The sequence below is a fragment of the Achromobacter sp. Marseille-Q0513 genome (assembly GCF_018195695.1).
Taxonomy (GTDB): domain Bacteria; phylum Pseudomonadota; class Gammaproteobacteria; order Burkholderiales; family Burkholderiaceae_B; genus Achromobacter.
On record NZ_JAGTJY010000047.1, the window covers coordinates 14,912 to 34,659 of the forward strand.

The window sequence follows — 19,748 nt, forward strand, 5'->3', positions numbered from 1 at the left end:
GGCCCCGGCGCCGAGGAAGCCGCGGAGGGCGGCCCCGGCTCCCGGCCCCCCCGCCCCGCCCCCCACGGTGCCCTGCGCCGCATGCGCCGTCTCGAGCTGGCTGCCCAACGGCCCCAGCAGGTGCAGCACCACCGCGCTGAAAACGGCCACGCCGATAGCCCCGCCCACCGCGCGGAAAAAGGTGTGCACGGCGGTGGCGATGCCGATATCGCCCGCCGGCACCGAGTTCTGCGATGCCACCATCATGGGTGGCAGGCTCGCGCCGATGCCCACGCCCAGCAGGAGGGAAAGGCCAACGACGGCAGCCAGGGCAAGCGTGCCCGCCGCCACCGCAAGCACCAGGAACGCGGCCGTCGCCACGGCCAGGCCCACCAGCGGCGACAGCTTGTACCTGCCGGTGAAACGCATGTATTGCCCCGACAGGTACGACCCCAACACCACGCCGAACAGCGGCGCCGTCAGCAGCACGCCGGCCTGGCCCACCGTCTTGGCGCGGCACAACTGCAAGTAGAGCGGCAGATAAATACTCAAGGCCATGTTCACCATCGTGATGAGAATGGCGCCGATCGAGGTGACGACGATGATCCGGTTGCGCAGGATGGAAATCGGCAGCAGCGGCTCGCTCGCGCGTTTCTGCCAGGCCAGGAACAAGGCGCCAAGCACGACGCTGGCGCTGAACAGCCCCAGGATCACCGGTGAGTCCCAGGCATGCTGGCGGCCGCCCCAGGCCAGCGCCAGCAGCAGGAACACGGTCGCCCCGACCATCAGCAGCGCTCCCGGATAGTCGATGCGATGCTGCCGCCGCCGCGCGGACAAATCGGCCAGCGTGAACCAGCTGAGTACGATAGCCAGCAGGATGAGCGGCAATTTGAACCAGAATATCCAGCGCCAGGAATAGTATTCCGACAACAGCCCGCCCAGCACCGGCCCGGCCAGGCTGGAGACGGCATAGGTGCCCGAGATGTAGAGTTGGTAGCGACCCCGCTCGCGGGGCGACAGGATATCCGCGACGATGGTGTTCGGCAGCGCCATCAGGGCGCCGCCGCCCAGGCCCTGAATCGCCCGGCCGCAAATCAGCATGTCCAGATTCACGGCCAGGCCGCACAGCAACGTGCCGGCCAGGAACAGGCCGAGCGCGGCCACGACCACGCTGCGCCGTCCATGGATGTCACTCAGCCTTCCTGCCAGCGGCGTGCTGGCGATCGAGGTCAGCAGGTAGGCGGTCACGACCCACGACACGTTGCCGAAGCCGCCGAACTCGGCGGCGATGGGCACCAGCGCCGGCGCCACGATGGCCTGGTCGATGGTGCCCAGCAACATGACGAGGATCAGGCCGGAAAAGATGATGTGCACCTGCCTGGGGCTGTAGCGCTCCGGCGCGTCGGGGGCGGCGTGGGTCACGATGCGGACCTCATGCCGGCGTCGCGGCGAGGGCTTGCGGCTGCCCGGCGCTGGACGGCTCGGCGTAGATATGGCGCGTGACGCCGCCGTCTTCCCGCACCAGTGAGCCCAGCGCCGCATGCTGGGGCAGATTCTGCAACCTGAGCAGGATCAGGCCGGTCCCGGCATCCGGATTGCCGATCGCATGCGGACACCATGCCGGCACGAATACCACGTCGCCCTCGCTGGCCGGCCGCTGCTCGGACGAGGCCCCCAGGCTGAACGCCGCCCGGCCCGACCGGACGATGTACAGATGCCAGAACGAGTGCCGGTGCGAGGCGGTGGTCTCGCCGGGCGCCAGCGCCTGGATCACCAGCGACAGCCCCGGCGCGACAGCGCCGCGCTCGGACGCGCCGCCCAGCGCCAGCGTGCCTTGGGAATTGCCCGGCCAGGCGCTCAAGGCCGTTTCGATCTCGGCCCATTTCCAGGCAACGGGATCGACGCGCGCCTGCGCCGTCTGCGCGAGATAGTCAGAGTAGGCAATGATTTCACCGTGATTGGGGCGCATGTTCTTGCTCCTGGGTATCCTGGACTGTCGGGTTCAACACATGATCGGGGTGGGCCTGCGCGAAGGCCGGCAGGCGCAGGCAGGCGTCGGAAATGCGGGAGATCGTCGGCCATGCCCCGAGCTCCAGGCCGTTGCGGCCGGCGGTGTGCGCCTGCGGCACCAGCGCGATATCCGCCAGCGACGGGCGGTCGCCATGGCTGAATTCGCCGGTCGACGGATCGCGGGACAACAAGGTTTCCAGGGCATCGAAACTCTGCCCTATCCAGTGGTGCTGCCAGGCCCGGACCTGCGCATCGTCATGCCCCAGTCGCTGCTTGAGATAGGCGCCGACTCGCATCGAGGCCAGCGCATGCGTATCCGCGGCGATCACCTGGAACAGCGCGCGCACCCGGGCCGCGCCGGCCGGATCCGGCGGCAGCAAGGGAGGCTGGGGGAATCGCGCCTCCAGATACTCGATGATGGCCAGCGATTGCGTCAGGATCCGGTCCCCATCCTCCAGGGCCGGCAGCAGGCCCTGCGGATTGATCGTCAGATAGGCTGGCGCTCGATGCTCCGCCTGGCTCAGGTCGTGAGTGACGGTCCGGTACTCGACACGCTTCAGATTCAGCGCGATCCGCACCCGGAACGACGCCGACGACCGTTGAAATCCGTGCAGTGTTATCAAGAATATCTCCCGATCAGAAAGGGACGCGGCCTCATGCCGCGACCCGCGACGCCAGCAGGCTCGCGGCGTGCAGGTCCGGCGCCGGCCGGGCCGGCTTCGTCGCGGCGACGCCGATCGTGGCGATCAGCTCGCGCACGCATTGATCAGCGTCGCGTGTCTGGCGCGAGGCGATGCGCGGACGCGGCAGCGCGTGCGTATAGAAATGCGGGCCCTCGACCGGGAAGCCGACAATCCATATGCGCGCCTCCGGCACGCCGTCCGCGCCGACGGGATGCAGCTGCTGATCGATCTCTATGCCGCCCGGGTGATACCCGCCATTCAGGTAAGGCCGGACCAGTCCCCGGCCCAGCAGGCTGTCGGACAGCGGCGACGCATCGGTCAGCGGAGAATAGGCATCCAGCCTGGCCACGATGAGCACGTCCGCCTGGCTGGTTTCCACGCGCTCGCCATAGCGCGCCTCGATGCGGAACCGCGCGCCGGCCTCGTCCGCTCGCAGCCGGGCCCCCGGTCCGCCTGCGATGTCGATGATCCCGGCCGCGTGCAGCGCCAGGTATTCGAGATTGCGACGCCTGGGCGGACCAAAGGAAATGCGGTTGGTGACGGCGTTGAACTCTTCCACGAAGTAGCGGTGCGACGCGGGCGTCAATCCGCCGTACTCCACGGCGCTGCGCAGCGCCTCGCGCGTATCGCGCAGCACGTCCGTGGCCGCCTTCACCGGACTGCCCAGATTGCCCGCCTCGGCCTCGCGCAGGTCGGCGCGCACCAGCGCATCGAAAAAAGCCCGGAACTCGGCCAGCGACGCAAACTGACGCTTGCGCAGCGGCCACAGGATGTCCTCGATGGCGTCGCGCTCGGCCTGGCTGGGCACGAACGTGGCGGCATCCACGTCGCGACCAGTGGCGGCGACGCGGTGCGCGTAGGCCATTTCCTGGATGATCAGGGGCAGCACGTCCTCCTGGAAATCCAGCCGGCCGTCGCCGCTGGCCGCGATCCGTGCCTGCCGACGGGACTGCACGGCCTGCGGCGTGAAATAGCGCGCCTGGTGCCTGCCGGTCAGCCCTTTCTGGTTGATGCCGCGCGCGGCGAAAGGCAGGCAGTTGCGCGAGAACAGCAGCAGGCCCGGCTCCTTGCCTGAGCGCTGGTAGCGCAGGTCGCCGGCCGCGTCCTCGACGTAGCGACCGCCGCGTCCGGTGGTCAAGGCCGCGATGACGTCGTGCGCGGTCAGTCCGAATCCCTGTATGGCGACCGTGGCCGTGGCGGGAATCTGCGCCAGCGCGTGTATCGGATACGGCGACGGGTAGTACTCCAGGCTCGGATTGACCCGCTTGCGCCGCTCGACGAACGAGAGGAATTGGCGGTCTTCGGCACTGGGCTTGCGGTAGCCGTGGCCCGTGCTCAGAAAGACATAGTCGGCGGCCCGCCTGGCACCGTTTTCCAGCGCCAGCTCGAAGCCACCGTCGTGCCGGGCGATGTCCACGACGCGGGTCTTGTGGTGGTACACGCCGACATGCGCCGGCAGCAGGCCGACCACGCGCCGATAGACCCAGGACAGGTATTCGCCCAGCAGGCTGCGCGGCAGATGGTCGGCGTCGGTGATGGCCCGACCCGAATCCTCGAAGGTGCACAGATATCGATCGCCATGCCGCCGGTAGCCGCTCAGGTGCGCCCATTGCACCAGGGACAGCCCTTCCTCGCCACCGGCGACGCTGCCTGGGGCGAACATGGTTACCTGCGAAGCCACGGTATTGATGAGCAGATGGTCGGACTGGCCGGCGGGATGGACGCCCTGGCCGCAGTCGCCCGGTTCGAACACCTCGATGTCCAGGCGGCTTGCTTCCGGCAGTGAATGCGCATGTTCCAGGATGCGCTCCAGCACCGTCAGGCCCCTGGGGCCCATGCCCACGATCGCCACGGCTATTGTTTTCATCAGAGTTCGCTCCCAAGTCCATGCGCCAACGGAACCGCGAAAGGCCGGCCGCCGCCCGTGGCGACTTGCGTGCGCTCCGCGTAGATGTCGAGGGGATGCCGGTGCAACGCCACGATCCCGTCCGCGCCGCGCACGGGCGGAAAGCGCGCCAGCACCGCCGGGTCATGCCCGGGAATGATGTGCTCCGGCCCGTCCGCCAGTTCCTCGATGCGGCGATGACCGTCCAGCATCCGGCCCACGTCGAGCACGATGGGAAACGGCCGGCGGGCGCGCAGGTTGTCCCAGTAATGCGCGGCATCGCTGGCCAGCACCAGCCAGCCTCTCTCGGTCGCGACGCGCACCACCTGCAGGCCTGCCGTGTGCCCGCCGATCAGGTGCAGGCTGACGCCGGGCGCGATCTCGGCATCGCCGTCGTGGAACACCAGCTGGCCGGCATGCAGCCGCTCGACGGCCTGGGCCACGTCCCGAGCCTCGAAGGGGCTGCGCATCGCCGCGTGGCACATGCAGCGACCCGTGCAATACGACATTTCCTTTTCCTGCAGGTGCAGGCGCGCCTTGGGAAACGCGGCGATATTGCCCGCGTGGTCATAGTGCATGTGGGTCACGACGATGTCCTCGACGCTGTCGGCGGCGATGCCGATCTGCTTGAGCAGATCCACTGGCGAGGCCAGATAGCGACGCCCTCTCCTGACAGCCATGTCCGCCGAGAACCCGGTATCCACCAACAGGGTCCTGGCCGGATTGCGGATCACCCACACATAGAAGTCCAGCGGCATCGGGGCATTGTCATGCGGGTCCTCGCCCAGATAGTTCGCCGCGCTGCGCCGCTCCGCGTGCGTGGCGTATCGCAGCGCGTAGACCTCATACACCGCGTCCGCCGTCCGGCCGTTCATTCGATCACCTCCAGGTCGCTGGGCGCGTGCCTGTCCGAGCGCGACGCGCCGGCCGGCACAATGGGAATCGTCGGCGACGGGGCGACGCCGTCCTGCTGGAAGAAAAAGCGCTTTTCCCCGAACGCCGGCTGCAACTCGTCCAGCCAGGTTGCCAGCGGATCGAACCGGGCGTAGAACGGGCGGCGTACCCAATCCGGATTGCGTGCCTGCAGGAACTGCAGGGCGAAGACCTTTTCGCCGGCCAGATCGACAATGCCGTCGACCAGCACCTTCCCGGGAAAGGCGCTCATGGACGGCCCGCGCACCGTGCGCGCCAGTCCGGACACCGAGCGGTAGGCCTGCTGGAAGATATCGTAGGCGCGCGCCAACGGCAGCTTGAAGTAGTCGCTGGGCCCCGTGTCGCGCTCCACGAACATGTAGTACGGAACCGCGCCCAGCCGCACGCCGGTGGTCCAGAGTTCCGCCCAGTCCGCCGGATTCTCATTGATGTGGCGTATCAACGGCGCCTGGATCCGCACGGTGGCGCCGGTGGCGATGATGCGGCGCAGCGCCTGCTGCGCGATCGGATGCCGTAGCTCGGCCGGATGGTTGTAGTGGCCCATCAGGGCCAGGTTCCTGCCGCTGCGCACGACGGTTTCGAACAGCCGCAGCAGATCGTCGGCATCCTTGTCCGTAACGAACCTGCGGCCAGTAGGCCACCGCCTTGGTGCCGATCCGGATGTTCTGGATATGCGCCAGGTCCGGCGCCAGCAAGGGCTCGATGTAGTCGGTCAGCGACCGGGCGTTCATGACCAGCGGATCCCCGCCCGTGATCAGCACGTCCGTCACTTCGGCATGACGCCGCAGGTAGGTGGCCAGATCGGCGGACGCCCGGGCGTCGAACTTCAGCTCTTCCATGCCCACGAACTGCGGCCAGCGGAAGCAGAACGTGCAATAGGCGTGACAGGTCTGCCCGGCGCTGGGAAAGAACAGCACCGTTTCCTTGTACTTGTGCTGCACCCCGGCCAGCGGCACCCCGTCCAGTTGCGGCACGTTGTGCGTCATCTGGCCGGCCGGATGCGGGTTCATGCGCATGCGAATGGCATGCACGCGCTGCTGTATCTCGGCCTCGGACGCGCCCGCCGACAGCAGGTCGCGTATCGCGGCGTACTCCGGCTCGCGCAGCATGTCCCGATGAGGAAAGGTCAGCCGGTATATGGGATCGTCCGGCACATTGTCCCAATCGATCAGTTCCTCCAGCACATAAGCATTGACGCGAAACGGAAGGACCCGGGAAACCACCTCGACCGCTTCGCGCAGATCGGCGCCCAGCAGATTCCACTGCGGCGCCTGCCTTATGGTTTGCCTGGTGTACGGCTTGAACTTCCATGCTTGCTCGCCCGGCATCATCAACCTCGCTGCGTTCATGTGGGCGAACGTGGGCATCGCGCTTTCCGGTGGGCCGTTCGCCTGTCACCCACGTCGGCAATCTAGCAAGTCTCATCCCACATAAACAGTTATGATCCGATATATCAACCATTTCTATAATTAATAGATACCATGCGCCCACATCTGGATCTTTCCGCGGTGGAGGCCTTCGTCCTGGTGGCCGACTTGCGCAGCTTCACGCACGCGGCCGAAGCCCTTGGACTGACCCAGGCCGGCGTCAGCCTCAAGTTGCGGCGGCTCGAAGGCGCGGTTGGACGGCGCCTGCTGGACCGGACGCCCAGGCAGGTGCGCCTGTCCACGGATGGCGAGGCCTTCCTGCCGCACGCCCGCACCCTGCTCGCCGCGCAAGAGCTGGCGCTGATGACCCCGCCCGAACCCGAACGCGAGCTGACCATCGCGATCAGCGACCATGTGGCCGGTCCCGAGCTGCCCGAGATCCTGGCCAGGGTGCACGCCTGCGATCCCGCGCTGATGCTGAAAGTGCGGGTCAACTATTCGCGCAACGTCATCGCGCAGTTCGACGACGGCCTGGCCGACGTGGCCGTGGTCAGGCGCCAAGGCAAACGTCGCGATGGCGAGCTGCTGTTCGAGGACCAGTACGGATGGTTCGCCAGCGTCGGCGCCAGGCTGGACGGCAAACTGCTGCCCTTGATCACCGTCACCGACGAATGCGGCGTGGGCGAAACCGCGATCCGGCTCCTGGCCGCGGCCAAGATCCCCTGGATTGACGCATTTCTTGGCGGCGGCGTCGCCACCGCGATCGCCGCGGCCCGTTCGGGCATCGGCGTGCTGCCCCTGCCCCGGCGGCTGGCGACGGCCGGGCTGATCGATGTGGGCGGCGCGCTGGCGCTTCCACCCTTGCCCGGCGCGCAGGTCATGATGCACGCCAGGCGATTCGATGCCCAGACCACGGCGACGCTGCGCGTGTTGGCCGCGGCCTTTCGCAGCGCGGCCGCCCAGCCCTGAGTCACCGCGCCGCCATCCGTCTGGTCGCGGCGGTAGATAAACTAAGCAGATTTGCGTATTTCGGCGCCAGGCCACGCCGGCCTATAGTCCGTCGGCGGAATTTTCCTTCGCGATGAACGAGATCCCCGAACGGAGTTCGTGAAGATGAAGCGACAACGCAGTCTGCAACCCCACCCCCGATCGTCCGCCGCCGACGCCGACCACAGCCTGGCGGTGCGCGGCACGGATCTTCAGAAAGCCATGGAACACGTCGCGGCCATCGCCGGCGACAACCCTGCCCATGCCTTCGAGACCGCCATGCATGCAGTGACCAGCCAGCTCGCGCAAGGCGCGGCGCCCGGCGGCGCCCCTGCATGTGCTCCTGGTCCGATGCATGGGCCGGGTCGGGCCGGACTGCTGCACCGGCGCGCCGGCAGCAGCATGGATTGCTTCGCCGATGTCGCCATCGCGCGCCTGGAATCGGGCTGGGCCTTGAACGCGACCGACCTCCTGGGTATTTCCGCCAATCCCGGCGAAATGGGCGAGTGGTATGTACTCACGCCAGGCGAACAGGGCGGCAGGCGGGCCTTTCGCATCGACGCCAACGCGGCCGGGCTGCGTTTGCACCCTGCCCCGCCGGCCGCGCGCAGCACACCGTTCAACGCGCACCTCCTGTCATTGGACAACGTGCGCGTCGCGGACGGCGACGCCTGGGACCTGGGCCCCGCGCAGGCGCCCAGCGAAACCTTCATGCGCCTGGTGTCCGTCTATCGCGCCATGGCCGCCGCGCTCTGCTGCGGACTGGGACGCGCCACCCGCAGCGTTCTGTCGGCGCCGGCGATTCCGGCCACGGCACGCGGCGCCGTTCCCGCGGCGCGGCAGGCGCGGTCGGGCCAGCAGCTAGGCAAGATCGACGCGCTGCTGCTGACCAGCGACATCGTCATGCGCGGCATCGCCAGCGACTTGGCGCGCGAGCGACCTTTCCCCCAGGCCAGTTCGACCCGGCTTCACCGCCTGGCCGTGGACAGCTCGCTGGCGGCGGTATCGCTGGCCTGGCGCGGCGGCATCCGCGAGACGCACACGGGCTTTGCCTCGCTGCGCCGCTATCGACGCGATGCCCTGGCGGTCGCCGCGCTGATGGCAGTGCTGGACGGCGTGGACGTTCCCACGCCGGCATGATCCGCCAGCCGGCGCGGTAAGCGTCCGCTACGCCGCGTCGGCGTGCGCGCGATGCGCGCCGCAGTGCAGGCAGCGGAACAGATGTCCGCCGATCACGGCGCCGTTCTCGGTGATGTCGGGCAGCACGTCCTCGGGCCAGCCGTCGTCCAGGATCGTGGCCTGGGCGTCCGGCATGTCCTTGAGCCGGTCCCAGCCCACCGGCCCCAGGTAGGCGCAGGCGTCGCCGCAGCAGATCTGCCAGCGCTCGCAATGCCAGGACAGGTAGCCGGGCGTGCGCAGATTGAGTTCTTCCTCGACCGACGCCGGCACCTCGCCTTCTATGTCGCCCACGAACTCGGACCCGAATTTCCGCGCCGCGCTGCCGTCCGCGATGCGCCAGGGACACAGGTTCGCCGGCTGGTCGCCCAATCCATAGGGCTCGGTCGCATAGGCCCAGCCGGTGCACAGGCCGCAACACGGGCACTCCAGGTCGGCGATGGCCTCGATGGCGCCGGTGGCGACCGGATCGGGGTGATAGCGGAAATTCGGCAGCTCGTGCCTGGGACGCGGACCTTGCATGTTGCGGACTCCTGCGGGATGGGCGACAGCCGGGCAGCATAGCGCATGTCGCGTCGCCGCCCGCGATGGATGATCATGCTAGGCTTGCCTGCCGGATTCCCGCCCTCCCCGCCGCAAACCTCATGACGCCCGCGATCCGTCTCGGCCCCCTGGTCTTTCCGATTGAACTCGGCGTGCTGCTGCTGTCGGCCGCGCTCGGCCTGCTGGCCTGCGCGCTGCTGGCGCGCTTGCGGCGCATCCGGGGCGGTACATCCGCCGCCGAAGCCGCCGCCGCCCGCAATACCTTGTGGAATGCGCTGTTCTGGGGCCTGCTCGCCGCGCGGCTGGGCTATCTCTGGCAATACCGCGACGCCTATCTGCCGGAACCGCTGTCCATGCTGGACCTGCGCGACGGCGGCTGGAATGGCCTGGTCGGGCTGGCGGCCGCCTGGATCTCTGCGCTGACGACGATCTTGCGTCGGCGCGCGCCGTGGCTCCTCACGCTGGCGGCGCTGGCCGTGGCCAGCCTGGGCTGGCTGGGCGGACGCGCGCTGATCGCGCCGCCGGCGCCGCGATCGCATCCCGCGCTCGCCGAGCTGGTTCTGAGCGACCTGCAAGGCGCGCCGGCCTCGCTGGCGGCCTTTCGCGGCAAGCCCGCCGTGGTGAACCTGTGGGCTAGCTGGTGCCCGCCGTGCCGGCGCGAGATGCCGGTGTTCGAGCAGGCGCAGGCCGAGCATCCCGACGTGCATTTCGTGTTCCTGAACCAGGGCGAGTCGCCGCGGGCCATCGCCGACTACCTGCGCGACCACGCCCCCGGCCTGCGCAACGTGCTGCGGGACGGCCAGAGCCAGGCCTCGCGCGCGCTCAGCAACAGCGGGCTGCCCGCCACGCTGTTCCTGGACGCCGACGGCAGGCTGACGGGCCTGCGCGTCGGCGAGCTGTCGCGCGCCACGCTGCGCGAACGGCTGGACGCTCTCAGGGCGACAAACGGTTCCGAGCCCTGAGGCAGGCCGGGACGTCAGCGTTTGCGGCGTTTCTCTTTCGAAACGAAACGGCCGATGTAGGGCAGACCGTTGTACAGCCTGGCCGGATCGGCGATCTCCAGCAAGGGATCGGCGTAGACGAAACCGGCATTGGCGGTGCGGATGCCGCGTTCCTCGCACAGGCGCACGATATGCTCGGCCGAGGCCTCGCTCTCCAGCGTGCTCTCGTCCACGATCTGGCGCACCGGCACCGGCTGGTCGAACCAGATGAGCTGCATCAGGTCCTCGTCGTACAGGAACTTCAGCCCGGCATCGATGCAGAAGCCGCAGCCGGTCACGTCGCCGGTGGCCGCCTCGATTTCTTCGACCTCCAGGTCCCAGTAGTTCTCGGCATGGCCGAAGTAACGCCAGAATGCGTCCTCGCCCTGACCGGCCGTGCCAATCCAGAAGTGCAGCGACTCGAACGGCAGCGGCTGGCGCGGCGGGCCATACTGGTCCACCCAGTCGAACAGCGTGCCGGGCTTGAGCCCTTCGCGCTTTTCCAGCTCGGGATAGCCGCCGCGCGGCGTGCGGTGCAGCGCCTCGTCGACGAGACGGCGGATCTCGTCTTCGCTGTATGTCTTCCTACCGCCCCGGCTCATCGGCGAATACCTCCGTGTACAAGACGCGCAGCGCCTCGGGCGCCTTGCAGATCGCCTGGCCGCCGCGATCCTTGTCCGCCTGCTCACCCCAGATCGCATGGCGCGCGGCCTGGAAGGCGGCCTCGTCGATGCGCTCGCCCGAGAGATTCGCGCGCAACGCCGCGATCGAGGAAGGCGCATCGCCCGCGACGCGCCTGCGGGCGGCCAGCAGCCAGCCCAAGCTGTCCGCGTTGGCGATCTGCGCCGCGTAGGTCTTGCGGTATCGCAGATGCTGGATGTTGCCGGCGCAGGCCAGCAGGTACGCGATCGCTTCCTGGGTGAAGCCATGGGCGTCGAGATAGCCCTCGACGTAGCGGCCATGCATGGATTGATGCTCGCCGTCCGCCAGGGCCAGATAGTCCAGCACCAGCGACGCGTGCGCCGGACTGGCGCAGCCCAGCGCGAACACCGCGAAGCTGCCCGGCATGGCGCAGTCCTCGGCATCGAGGTTCGTGTACCACTCGTATTCGCGCATGGCCTGGCGCGCATAGGCCTCGATGGCGGGATGCAGCGCCGGATAGGCCGCCGCGCAGGCGAACAGCTGGTGCACGCCTTTCTTCGGCAGGCCCTTGATGGGCAGGTAAGTCTTGGTGGGCCCACGGAACTCGATGGCATAGGAACGCGGGAAGTCCGTGGTCGACAGCAGGCGGTCCAGGTAGCGGAGCGCCTGCGCATAGGCGGCCTCGCTTTCTTCCTGGACGGTGATGCGGATCACCGCCAGCGCATCATTGGCCTTGGCGCTCATGCCCGCGCCGCGAAACACCGCCAGTTCCCTGGGCAGCTCGCCCGTGCCGTCGCGCTTGAGCCGCGCCGGCAGGTCGCTGCCCAGCTGGGTCACCTGGTTGAAGATGCGCTCGGCGCTGACCGAGGCGTAGCTGGGGCCGTACTTCAGATCGCAGATCGCGACGTAGCAGGCGAATTGAAAGAATCCGTCCGGCACCGCGGCGGGCTCGGCTCCAGGTTTGAGCACCCATTGTTCCTGCCAGCCGCTGCCCTTGTTCACGAAATGCGGATCGCGCAGGCGGCGGTCGACCCAGCAATGCAGCAGGTAGTCGATGTCATGCCAGCCCAGCAGCAGCCGCATCCGCTCGGCGATGGCCCGGGCAGACTCGGCGTCGAACGGCGCGGCAGGCGCGGCGCTTTCCGATGGGCCCCGCGCGACGGCGACGGACAGTCCTTCCAGCACGTACTCCAGCACCGCCTTGCCCAGGATCTTCTGCCCATCCACGACAAAGCCCTTGATGCTTTCGCCCGAGAGCTTGCGCACCTGCGCCGTGCCGTCGTTGACCTGCGCGACCGCGCGATCGAATGCGGCGCGCGCATCGGGCGTCTGCCGCGCGTCTTCAAAAATCAACCAGTTCCGTTTGTTCATCTGGGGAGCATCTGCTTGCGCGAAGCTCCGGACAATAGCATGCGCGGCAGACCGGCCGGACGGATCAGGCCGGCCCGCCCCAAGGCGCATCGAAACCGTCCTGGCGCCGCGTCGACAGCGCCAGCCGCTGGCCGGCGCACAGGCTTTCCGCCAACTCAGGCGGCAGCCTGACGATCAGGTCCGGCCCGTCCGGCAGCGCGCGCACCGTCGCCAGCAGGCGCAGGCCGCCCTCGCCGTCCGGTATCGAGGTCCAGGCCAGCAGCTCGGCCGACTCGACCGCCACGGGTTCCGCCTGCGCATGACCGCAGGCCGGGCACCACAGCCGCGCGGGATAGGCCTTGTGGCCGCAGGCCACGCAGGCAAATACATGCAGGTTCATGCGCCCTCCCGTTCCAGTACCGCCGCGTTCGCGCACATGCCGTAGCGCAGCTGCACCATGCCGTAGCCGGTGGCCACGCCCTGCCGCGCGCCGGGAATCTGGCGTTCGCCCGCCCGGCCCAGCAGTTGCCGCGCCACTTCCGCCAGGCCATGCATGCCGCCCGCCGTGCCGGCCTGGCCAGCCGACAGTTGGCCGCCGGCGGTGTTGACCGGCAGGCTGCGGTCCGCCAGCCGCCGCGCGACAAAACCCGGCAGGTCGCCGGCGTCGGCGAAGCCCAGGTCGCAGAGCTGGGCCAGCGCCATCGCCGGATAGTCGTCGTAGACGCCGACCACGTCCATGTCTTCAGGCCCGACGCCGGCCTCGGCCCACATCGCAGGCACGAATTCGGCGATGCCGGTGACCAGTCCGTCGCCCTCCTGCTGATCGCCGTTGTAGCGCGCGCCGCTGGCGCGCAGCGTCACATGGACGCCCGCGGGCCGCGCCGACAGCACCAGCGCGCAGGCGCCGCTGACCACGGGCACGCAGTCCAGCCGGCCCAGCGGCGGCGCGACCAGGGGCGCGTCCAGGTACTGTTGCAGGCTCAAGGGCTGGCGATAGGCGGCGTTCGGATTCCCGGCCGCCCACTGGCGCTGAGCCACGCACAGCGCGCCGTAGTCCTCGCGCCGCAGGCCGGTCCGCATCATCTGGCGCTGCGTCAGCATGGCGAACAGCGGGTTCGGTCCCACGCAGCCCAGCGGGCTCAGGTACTCGCGCGCGCTGCGGTTGTAGTCGCTGACCAGGCCCTGGAAGTCCGCGCCGGCGAAATGATCGCCGGCCGCCAGCACGATGGTGCCGGCCTGCCCGGCTTCCAGCGCCAGCCAGGCCTGCCGCAGCAGGTTGATGGCGCTGGCGCCGCCCATCTCGTCCTGCATGCACCAGTTCAGTTTCAAGCCCAGCCGCCAGCCCAGGTCGATGGCGCGGTCCGGGCGCAGGCTGAACGAGGCCACGCCCAGGCCGTCCACCTCGCGCGGCGCGACGCCGGCGTCGGCCAGGGCCAGGGCAATCGCCTGGGCCAACAAGCCAGCCGTGCTGCAACCGGGCTCGGGATGGCGCAGCATCGGCGTCTCGCCGACGCCGATGATGCCGGGCTTGAGCGCGCCGGCGCTCACGCGCGCTCCTTGCCTTCCGGTTCGCGCGTCAGCAGCAGCGTGATCACGGTGACGGCCGCCATGCCGACCAGGAACCACGCGACCGGCGTGGCCGATTCGTATTTGCGCAGCAGCGCCATGGCGATCAGGGGCGACAGGCCGCCGGCGAACACCGAGGCCAGCTCATGGCCCAGCGCCAGGCCGGTGTAGCGCACCTCGGGCGGGAACAGCTCGGCGAAGTACGCCGGCTGCGTGCCGATCATGGCCGCGTGGCACAGGGTGTTGCCCAGGAAGAAGGCCAGGAAGATCCAGACCGGCTCGCGCGTCTGCACCAGCCAGAAGAACGGGAACGCCACCAGCATCAGCCCGGCCGCGCCGATCAGGTAGACCGCGCGTCGTCCGATGCGGTCCGACAGGTGGCCGAACCAGACCAGCGTGCCCAGTTCCACGAACATGGACGCCAGCACGCCGCCCAGCATCAGGTCGTTGGGGATCCCCAGGAACTTGCCATAGGCCAGCGCGAAGGCCAGGAAGATGTACGAGCCGCCGTTCTCGGCCACGCGCAGCCCCATCGCCGTGAACACCTGGCGCGGATAGCGGCGGAACACCTCCACCGCCGGCATGCCGCGCTTGGCGCTGCGCGAGGCCTGCACGAACTCCTCGCTTTCCGGGATGTGGCGGCGGATGTACAGGCCCACGCCGAAGATCAGCACGCTCAGCAGGAACGGCAGGCGCCAGCCCCAGCTCATGAACTGGTCCTGCGGCAGCTGCTGCGCCAGCATGAAGACGCCGGACGACAGCACGAAGCCGCCGGCCACGCCCAGCTGGCTGAACGACGAGAAGTAGCCGCGCCGCCGGCCGCCGACGGCCTCGCTGATGAGCAGCACGCCGCCGCCCCACTCGCCGCCCGCGGCCGCGCCCTGCATCACGCGCAGCGCCACCATCGCCGCCGGCGCCCACAGGCCGGCCTGCTCATAGGTGGGCAGCAGCCCGATCAGGAAGGTGGCCACGCCCATCAGGCCCAGCGTCCATTCCAGCGCCAGCTTGCGGCCGTAGCGGTCGCCGATGTGGCCGAAGATCACGCCGCCCAGCGGCCGCGCCAGGAAGCCCACCGCGAAGCCGGCGAAGGCGCCCATGGTGCCCAGCAGCGGGTCGGTGCCCTTGGGAAAGAACAGCTCGCCGAACACCAGCGCCGCCGCCGTGCCGTAGATGAAGAAGTCGTACCACTCCATGGCGTTGCCCGCCACCGAGGCCACCACCACGCGCCGCGTGCGCCGCTTGCGCGCGGCTTCCTCGCTGGCGGCCTGTTCCGCCAAATTGTCTGCCATCGTCATTGCCGCCCCTTGTGTATGTTGTGTAGTCCCTGCACCGCGCTAGCGCGTCACCTTGTAGCCCGCCATGTCGCGGTCCCAGGTGTCGGCCGTCACGCCTTCGTCGCGCAGCTTGAACTTGCGGATCTTGCCGTTCTCGGTGTGCGGCAGTTCGTCCAGCGCGCGCAGATAGCGCGGCACCGCGAAGTACGGCATGCGTGGCTGGCAGAAATCCAGCAGCTCGGTGTGCGCCACCGCGATGCCGGGCTTGTAGACCAGCGCCGCCATGACCTCGTCCTCGGCCAGCTCGGATTGCACGGCGTAGACCGCCACGGCCGCGATGGCCGGATGCGCCAGCAGCACCTGCTCCACCTCGTAGGAAGAGATGTTCTCGCCGCGCCGACGGATCGCGTCCTTCATGCGGTCCAGGAAGCGGTAGTAGCCGTCGGCGTCGCGCACCACCCGGTCGCCGGTGTGGAACCACAGGTTGCGCCAGGCCTCGACCGTCTTGTCCGCCATGGCGAAGTAGCCGGTGGCGATGGCATAGGGCGGGTGCGCCCGCAGCAGCAGTTCGCCGGGCTGGCCGTCCGGCACCGGCGCGTCGTGTTCGTCGGCCACGCAGGCCTCGAACTCGGGCGCGACCCGGCCCATGGTGCCCGGGCGCTGCTCGGCCAGCACGCCGCCCAGCGCGAAATTGGTCTCGGTGGAGCCATAGCCTTCCAGCAGCGCCAGGCCGGTGCGGCGCAGGAATTCGCCATGGAAGCGCTCGGGCACGCCCGGCGCCAGCGCGATGCGCGCGCGGTGGCGGCGTTCGGACGGCGCGGGCTCGCGCGCCAGCAGCATGGGCACCATCGCGCCCAACAGGTAGGTCACCGTGGCGCCGGTCTGTTCCAGCCGGTCGAAGTATCGGCTGACCGAGAAGCGCTCGTCGCAGACGATGGATGCGCCCGTCACCAACGCCTGGAAACAGGCGTTCAGCGCATTGGTGTGGAACAGCGGCAGGCTGGTGTAGAGCACGTCCTCGCCGCGGATCTCCAGGTTGCGCGCGGCGATCAGGCCCCACCACCAGAATTGCGCGTGCGGACAGCACACGCCCTTGGACAGACCGGACGTGCCGGAGGTGTACAGGATCGCGAGCATGTCGCCCGGCCCCACGCTGGCCGGCTCGATGCCTGCGGCCGGCGCGGCGGGGGCGGGCCGGGCCGGCGCGGGCAGCGCCAGTCCGGGCGGCGGCGCGTCGCCGTCCAGCAGCCAGATCTCGCGCAAGGCCAGGCCGGCGCCGTCCACCGTCGCCAGTCCGGCGCAGGACGCCGCGTCGGCCACCAGCAGCACGCAGGCGCTGTTCTCCAGGATGTGGCGCAGCTGCATGCCGCGCGACGCGGTATTGATGGGCACCGCCACCGCGCCCAGCCAGCCGCAGCCCAGCACCACCGACAGGAACTCGATCCGGTTGCCCGCCATCAGCGCCACGCGGTCGCCCCGGCGCACGCCGTTGGCGGCCAGCAGCGCGGCCCAGCGCGCGGCATGCGCCGGCGCCTCGCCATATTCCAGTGTTCCGCCCGGCGCCTGGACCCAGGCGCGCGCGCCCTGGCGCGCGGCCTGGTCCAGCAGCATCGCCGGCAATGTCTGCGCGTGTATGCCCATGTTTCCCCATGTTTGCGTCGGTCCGCGACTGCCTGCCGACTGTTGAAATTAGTCTAGGCATCAACTATTTATGCGTCAAATTTATGGTTATTATTTTTCTTATAAACCAGGATGATATGAGAGGCGACGCGTGGACTTTGACCTGAACCTCATGCGGGTTTTCCTGACCGTGATGCAGGAGCGCAGCGTGACCCGCGCGGCCGAGCGGCTGCATCTGACGCAGCCGGCCGTCAGTTATGCGCTGGCGCGCCTGCGCGAGAAGTTCGACGATCCGCTGTTCCTGCGCACCGCCGCCGGCATGCAGCCCACGCCGGTCGCCTTCGCGCTGGCCGGGCCGATCGGCCTGGGCATGGACGCCTTCGCCGACGCGCTCAACCTGCGGCACCGCTTCGATCCCGCGACCAGCGCGCGGCGCTTCACGCTGTCCATGTCGGACATCGGTGAAATGGTGTTCCTGCCGCTGCTGATGGAACGGGTGCACGCGCTGGCGCCGCGCCTGCAGATCGAGGTGGTCGAGGTGCCGATGGAGGCGCTGCCCCAGGCGCTCAAGGACGGCGGGGTCGACCTGGCCATCGGCAACCTGGCCGGACTGGGCCGCCATACCCGGCACGCCGTGCTGTTCAGCGAGCACTATGTCTGCATGGCGCGGCGCGGCCATCCGGTGCTGTCGCGCGGCCTCACGCGCGGTCAGTTCAAGCGGCTGGACCACATCCTGGTGGCCTCGCGCGCCAGCGCCCACCGGCTGCTGGACGACGTGCTGGCCGAGGTCGGGCTGCTGCGCCAGCCCTATCTGACCCTGCCCCATTTCACCGCCGCCGCCGAGATCGTGCGCCGCACCGACCTGACCGTCACCGTGCCGCGCCGCGTGGCGCTGTGGTTCAACCGCGCGCGCGACTTCGAGGTCCGCCCGCTGCCGCTGGCCCTGCCCGAGCTGACGGTCACGGTGCACTGGCACGCGCGCTTCGACAGCGATCCCGGCAGTTCCTGGCTGCGCCAGCTGGTGGTGGAAACGCTGGCCGACCGCGAGCCGCCCGATTCGGGCGGCATTTGATCGATCCGTGCAACAGACTCTGGCCCGGCTTGCGGTTTATCCGGACGCGGCGCGCACCTAGACTGTCATCCATCGACTGACCGAACCCAAAGGAACCCGCCATGACGTCCGCCCTCGCCCTTCGCCCCGCCCCGCTGCGCCGCCTGCTGGCCGGCGCCGCCCTGGTCCTGCTGGCCCTGCCCGCCGCCCAGGCCGCCGAGCAGGCCGCCGAGCAGGCACTGCATGTGACCCACTACAACCCCGGCACCGCCGCCATCTTCCCGGTCTCGTCCACCCTGGTGACGGGCGAACACGAAGCCATCCTGATCGACGCCCAGTTCGGCAAGTCCCAGGCCGCCAAGATCGTGGACATGATCCGCGCCAGCGGCAAGAAGCTGAGCACCATCTACATCAGCCACGGCGACCCCGACTTCTATTTCGGCCTGGACACCGTGCTGGCCGCCTTCCCCGACGCCAAGGTGGTCGCGTCCGAGCCGACCGTGCGCCACATCAAGGAAACCGTGGACGGCAAGCTGGCCTATTGGGGCCCGAAGCTGGGCGCGGACGCTCCGGCCCGCACCGTGGTTCCCGAGGTGCTGGCCGGCAACAGCCTGACGCTGGAAGGCCGCAAGCTGGAGATCACCGGCCTGGACGGTCCGCAGCCCGACCGCAGCTTCGTCTGGATCCCGTCGCTGCAGACCGTGGCGGGCGGCGTGGTCGTGTTCGGCAACCTGCATGTGTGGATGGCCGACACCCAGACGCCCAAGTCGCACCAGGACTGGCTGGCGACGCTGGCCCGCATCGAGGCGCTCAAGCCCAAGGCCGTGATCCCCGGCCACTACGCGCAGGGCGCGCCGCTGACCGTGGAATCGGTGCGCTACACGGCCGGCTACATCCGCGCCTTCGACGCGGCCGCCGCCCAGGCCAAGGACAGCGCGGCGCTGATCGCGGCCATGAAGGCGAAGTACCCGCAGGCCGGCGAGCCCGCCTCGCTGGAGCTGAGCGCCAAGGTCGCCAAGGGCGAAATGGCATGGTGAGGAATGGTCCCCCCCGAGCGCTGCGCGCTTCCCCCAGGGGCGCCGCGACGGACCGGAAGAGAAGCCCCCCCTGAGCGCTACGCGCTTCCCCCGTGGGACGCCGCTACGGACCGGCAAAGCCGGCTCCGTGCGGCCCCGGTCTGGGAAGGCTGGTGCTGGTTGGGGGGATTCGTCTGAGGCCTGGGCTGCGGGGGCATCGCGCGCGGCTTGCCTTGCCGTGCGCGGCGCGCGTCAGGTGATGCGCGGGTCTTCCGGCTGACGCGTGGTGGCGTCGGGTGTTTCGGCGGGCAGCGCGTGTACGGATATTCCCAGGTCCAGGGCCTGCAGGATGGCCGTCAGGCCGCTCAGGGTGGGATTGCCCTTGCGCGACAGCATGCGATAGATCTGGGTCGAGTTGAGCTTGGCGCGCTCGGCCACGATCTGCATGCCGCCGCGCGCCATGGCCAGCTGGCGCAGGATTTCCAGCGCGCTGGCGAGGTCGCCCGAGGCGATATGGGTGTTGATGGCTGCCAGCGCCTGCGAGGGCTGGCGGCGGTAACGCTCGGACATGTACTCATCGGGAGACTGGCCAAACATGATGCAAGGTCCTTCCGTGTCGATTGCCGGACAGCCCGTCGCACAGCGGCGCGGCGGGCGCAAGCTCAGAGCTTAGCCCGCCCGCCCCC

At 69.2% G+C, this 19,748-nt stretch carries 18 protein-coding genes and 1 pseudogene; 5 read left to right on the forward strand and 14 right to left on the reverse strand.

What is annotated here, in order from left to right; genetic code table 11:
- From KDH83_RS12285 to KDH83_RS12310, 6 genes and pseudogenes are all read right to left on the reverse strand, one after another.
- Positions 1–1,401 (reverse strand): MDR family MFS transporter (locus KDH83_RS12285; protein ID WP_212315998.1); only part of this gene is annotated, 1,401 nt, incomplete at its 3' end.
- 10 nt (positions 1,402–1,411) lie between these two features.
- A complete protein-coding gene (locus KDH83_RS12290; protein WP_212316000.1) occupies positions 1,412–1,948 on the reverse strand; it encodes a cupin domain-containing protein in 537 nt (178 codons plus the stop codon).
- Positions 1,929–2,609 carry a maleylacetoacetate isomerase gene (maiA, locus tag KDH83_RS12295; RefSeq protein ID WP_212316029.1) on the reverse strand — a complete coding sequence of 227 codons (681 nt, stop codon included), beginning with the start codon at positions 2,607–2,609 and terminating at the stop codon, positions 1,929–1,931. Before maiA ends, KDH83_RS12290 begins: the two co-directional genes overlap by 20 nt.
- A 34-nt stretch (positions 2,610–2,643) precedes the next feature.
- Entirely contained in the window at positions 2,644–4,539 is a 1,896-nt protein-coding gene (locus tag KDH83_RS12300) for an FAD/NAD(P)-binding domain-containing protein (RefSeq protein WP_249205048.1), read from the reverse strand.
- Positions 4,539–5,432: an N-acyl homoserine lactonase family protein gene (locus KDH83_RS12305; protein WP_212316008.1), complete on the reverse strand. Its 894-nt coding sequence runs from the start codon at positions 5,430–5,432 to the stop codon at positions 4,539–4,541. The genes KDH83_RS12300 and KDH83_RS12305 overlap by 1 nt, the downstream gene beginning before the upstream one ends.
- Positions 5,429–6,818: pseudogene (locus KDH83_RS12310) on the reverse strand (lysine 2,3-aminomutase). The gene KDH83_RS12305 and the pseudogene KDH83_RS12310 overlap by 4 nt, the downstream one beginning before the upstream one ends.
- Positions 6,819–6,971: 153 nt before the next feature.
- On the opposite strand from KDH83_RS12310, the gene KDH83_RS12315 reads away from it, so the two are divergent.
- Positions 6,972–7,826, forward strand: coding sequence for a LysR family transcriptional regulator (locus KDH83_RS12315; protein WP_212316010.1), 855 nt, complete (start codon positions 6,972–6,974; stop codon positions 7,824–7,826).
- A 144-nt stretch (positions 7,827–7,970) separates the two neighbouring features.
- A complete protein-coding gene (locus KDH83_RS12320; protein ID WP_212316012.1) occupies positions 7,971–8,984 on the forward strand; it encodes a hypothetical protein in 1,014 nt (337 codons plus the stop codon).
- A 27-nt stretch (positions 8,985–9,011) separates the two neighbouring features.
- On the opposite strand, the gene KDH83_RS12325 is transcribed toward KDH83_RS12320, so the two are convergent.
- The gene (locus KDH83_RS12325) at positions 9,012–9,542 is read right to left on the reverse strand and encodes a CbrC family protein (protein WP_212316014.1); all 531 of its coding nucleotides are present in this window, start codon (positions 9,540–9,542) and stop codon (positions 9,012–9,014) included.
- A gap of 122 nt (positions 9,543–9,664) precedes the next feature.
- Here KDH83_RS12325 and KDH83_RS12330 point away from each other — a divergent pair, with 122 nt between their 5' ends.
- Positions 9,665–10,525 (forward strand): TlpA disulfide reductase family protein, encoded by an 861-nt coding sequence (locus tag KDH83_RS12330; protein ID WP_212316016.1) that lies wholly within the window; start codon positions 9,665–9,667, stop codon positions 10,523–10,525.
- Positions 10,526–10,539: 14 nt separating this feature from the next.
- Here the strand turns inward: KDH83_RS12330 and KDH83_RS12335 are convergent, their stop codons facing one another.
- The 6 genes from KDH83_RS12335 to KDH83_RS12360 form a co-directional block, all read right to left on the reverse strand.
- Positions 10,540–11,145 carry an immunity 22 family protein gene (locus tag KDH83_RS12335; protein WP_212316018.1) on the reverse strand — a complete coding sequence of 202 codons (606 nt, stop codon included), beginning with the start codon at positions 11,143–11,145 and terminating at the stop codon, positions 10,540–10,542.
- On the reverse strand, positions 11,129–12,556 hold the full coding sequence (locus tag KDH83_RS12340; RefSeq protein ID WP_212316019.1) for a DUF6138 family protein: 1,428 nt from the start codon (positions 12,554–12,556) through the stop codon (positions 11,129–11,131). Before KDH83_RS12340 ends, KDH83_RS12335 begins: the two co-directional genes overlap by 17 nt.
- Positions 12,557–12,620: 64 nt before the next feature.
- Positions 12,621–12,935 (reverse strand): hypothetical protein, encoded by a 315-nt coding sequence (locus KDH83_RS12345; RefSeq protein WP_212316021.1) that lies wholly within the window; start codon positions 12,933–12,935, stop codon positions 12,621–12,623.
- A complete protein-coding gene (locus KDH83_RS12350) occupies positions 12,932–14,083 on the reverse strand; it encodes a thiolase family protein (protein WP_349291621.1) in 1,152 nt (383 codons plus the stop codon). Before KDH83_RS12350 ends, KDH83_RS12345 begins: the two co-directional genes overlap by 4 nt.
- Positions 14,080–15,396 carry an MFS transporter gene (locus tag KDH83_RS12355; RefSeq protein WP_212316023.1) on the reverse strand — a complete coding sequence of 439 codons (1,317 nt, stop codon included), beginning with the start codon at positions 15,394–15,396 and terminating at the stop codon, positions 14,080–14,082. Before KDH83_RS12355 ends, KDH83_RS12350 begins: the two co-directional genes overlap by 4 nt.
- A 39-nt stretch (positions 15,397–15,435) precedes the next feature.
- On the reverse strand, positions 15,436–17,016 hold the full coding sequence (locus KDH83_RS12360; protein ID WP_212316025.1) for an ATP-dependent acyl-CoA ligase: 1,581 nt from the start codon (positions 17,014–17,016) through the stop codon (positions 15,436–15,438).
- Positions 17,017–17,146: 130 nt separating this feature from the next.
- Here KDH83_RS12360 and KDH83_RS12365 point away from each other — a divergent pair, with 130 nt between their 5' ends.
- On the forward strand, positions 17,147–18,067 hold the full coding sequence (locus tag KDH83_RS12365) for a LysR family transcriptional regulator (RefSeq protein WP_349291622.1): 921 nt from the start codon (positions 17,147–17,149) through the stop codon (positions 18,065–18,067).
- A 101-nt stretch (positions 18,068–18,168) separates the two neighbouring features.
- The gene (locus tag KDH83_RS12370) at positions 18,169–19,083 is read left to right on the forward strand and encodes an MBL fold metallo-hydrolase (RefSeq protein ID WP_212316027.1); all 915 of its coding nucleotides are present in this window, start codon (positions 18,169–18,171) and stop codon (positions 19,081–19,083) included.
- Between the two features lie 231 nt (positions 19,084–19,314).
- On the opposite strand, the gene KDH83_RS12375 is transcribed toward KDH83_RS12370, so the two are convergent.
- Positions 19,315–19,659 carry an addiction module antidote protein gene (locus KDH83_RS12375; RefSeq protein ID WP_249205050.1) on the reverse strand — a complete coding sequence of 115 codons (345 nt, stop codon included), beginning with the start codon at positions 19,657–19,659 and terminating at the stop codon, positions 19,315–19,317.
- Positions 19,660–19,748 lie beyond the last annotated feature (89 nt).